This window comes from Actinosynnema sp., from assembly GCF_052038725.1.
In genome coordinates this window covers 1-2380 of the sequence record NZ_JBQGCX010001221.1, presented here as the reverse complement: position 1 = coordinate 2380, position 2380 = coordinate 1, and the positions used below count along the sequence as shown (strand labels likewise).

At 69.5% G+C, this 2380-nt stretch carries 2 protein-coding genes; both read left to right on the top strand.

All coding sequences use genetic code 11. From position 1 onward, the window contains the following. The coding region (locus ACTUAL_RS25690) for a cytochrome c oxidase subunit I (RefSeq protein WP_440902051.1) at positions 1-1066 on the top strand (1066 nt) is incomplete at its 5' end. 175 nt (positions 1067-1241) lie between these two features. Then, a partial coding sequence (locus ACTUAL_RS25685; RefSeq protein WP_440902050.1) for a methyl-accepting chemotaxis protein occupies positions 1242-2380 on the top strand: 1139 nt, incomplete at its 3' end.

Sequence of the window (2380 nt, the reverse complement as noted above, 5' to 3'; positions counted from 1 at the left end):
GCACCTCGGCGCGCACGTGTTCGACCCGGCCAATGGCGGCGTGATCCTGTGGCAGCACCTGTTCTGGTTCTTCGGTCACCCGGAGGTGTACATCATCGCGCTGCCGTTCTTCGGCATCGTGACCGAGGTGTTCCCGGTGTTCAGCCGCAAGCCCCTGTTCGGGTACAAGGGCCTGGTCTTCGCCACGCTCGCGATCGCCGCCCTGTCGGTGGCGGTGTGGGCGCACCACATGTTCGCGACCGGCGCGGTGCTGCTGCCGTTCTTCTCGCTGATGACGTTCCTGATCGCGGTGCCGACCGGGATCAAGTTCTTCAACTGGATCGGCACGATGTGGAAGGGGCAGCTCACCTTCGAGTCGCCGATGCTGTTCTCGGTCGGGTTCCTGGTGACGTTCCTGTTCGGCGGCCTGTCCGGCATCCTGCTGGCGTCGCCGCCGATCGACTTCCACGTGCACGACACGTACTTCGTCGTCGCCCACTTCCACTACGTCCTGTTCGGCACGATCGTGTTCGCCACCTTCGCCGGGATCTACTTCTGGTTCCCCAAGATGACCGGCCGGATGCTGGACGAGGGCCTGGGCAAGCTGCACTTCTGGACCACGTTCCTGGGCTTCCACGCCACGTTCCTGGTGCACCACTGGCTGGGCAACGAGGGGATGCCGCGCCGGTACGCCGACTACCTCCCGTCGGACGGGTTCACCTTCCTGAACACGCTGTCCACGATCGGGTCGTTCGTGCTGGGCGCGTCGGTGCTGCCGTTCGTGTGGAACGTGGTGCGCAGCCACCGCTACGGCGAGCTCGCGGGCGTGGACGACCCGTGGGGGTTCGGCAACTCGCTGGAGTGGGCCACCTCGTCGCCGCCGCCCAGGCACAACTTCACCGAGCTGCCGCGCATCCGCAGCGAGCGCCCGGCGTTCGAGCTGCACCACCCGCACATGGTCGAGCGGATGCGGGCGGAGGCGCACTTCTCGCTGCGCAGGGGCGGGGAGTCGACCCCGCCGGACCCGGTGACCGAGCAGGCGCTCGCGCCGACCGACCGCAACCGGAAGAACCCCTCGGACGAGTGAACCTTCACCCGTCGGTGGGACGCCGCATCCGCGCTGGGCAGGGGTTCTCCCCCGGTCAGCGGGGCCTGGCCCGCGCCCGAGTGGGTCACCTCACCGGTGGCGGGCTCAGGACCGGGCGGCCGGTGCCGTAGCGGATCAGGTGCAGCCAGCACCGTAGTTCCGCGAGAGGCTTGTCATGAAACTGTCGGATGTCCGCATCGGCACCAAGGTGCTGCTCGCGGTGGGCGTGGTGGCCCTCGCCTCGGTGCTGACCGGCGTCACCGGCCTGGTGAAGATCGAGTCCTTGCAGGACACGAACGACACGCAGCTGAGCCGGACCGTCCCCTACCTCAACGGCCTGCAGGAGGCCGCGCTCCAGGCGAAGGCCGCCGCGAACGACGAGCGCGGCTACCTGCTGACCGGCGAGCAGTCCTACCGGGACAGCTTCGAGAAGCGCTTCACCGCCGTCGCGGACGCGCTGCGCAGCTCCGAGACCTCCACCCAGCGCCCCGAGCGCAAGGAGGCGGTCGCGAAGGTCCGCGCCGAGCTGGAGAAGTGGCACGCCTCGGTGACCGCCGAGCTGGACCTGTTCGCCACCGACCGGGTGGGCGCGGTCACCGCGTCCACCACCGTGAACCGCGACCTGCGCAAGACCTACGAGGACGTGCTGACCGTCGAGGTGCAGGCCGCCGTCGACGACCTCGCGTCCAGCACCGACTTCAACGAGACCGTCGAGTCCGCGCAGCTGCAGATGGTGCTGATCCTGGTGCTGGGCACGCTCGCGGGCGTGGTCGTGGCGCTGTGGATCGGTCGCCGCATCTCGCGCCCCGTCAGCGAGGTCGTGACCGTGCTGAACAAGGTCGCCGACGGCGACCTGACCGGCCGCGTCGACGTGCGGGGCAAGGACGAGGTCGCCCAGATGGGCGAGGCGCTGAACCGGGCCGCGTCCAGCATGGAGCAGGCCGTGCGCACCATCGACCAGTCGGCGTCGGCGCTCGCGAACGCCGCCGAGGAGCTGCACACCACCAACGCGGAGATCGCCCGCAGCGCGCAGGAGGTCGACGCGCAGGCCAACCAGGTCGCGACCTCGGCGCAGGACGTGTCGGACAACATCTCGACCGTGGCCACCGGCTCGGACCAGATGAGCGAGGCCATCCGCTCGATCTCCACCAGCGCCTCCGACGCCGCCGACGTGGCGTCCCGCGCGGTGGCCGCCGCCCAGAGCACCACCGCCACGGTCGGCGAGCTGGGGCAGTCCAGCGCGGAGATCGGCGACGTCATCAAGGTGATCACCTCCATCGCCGAGCAGACCAACCTGCTGGCGCTGAACGCCAC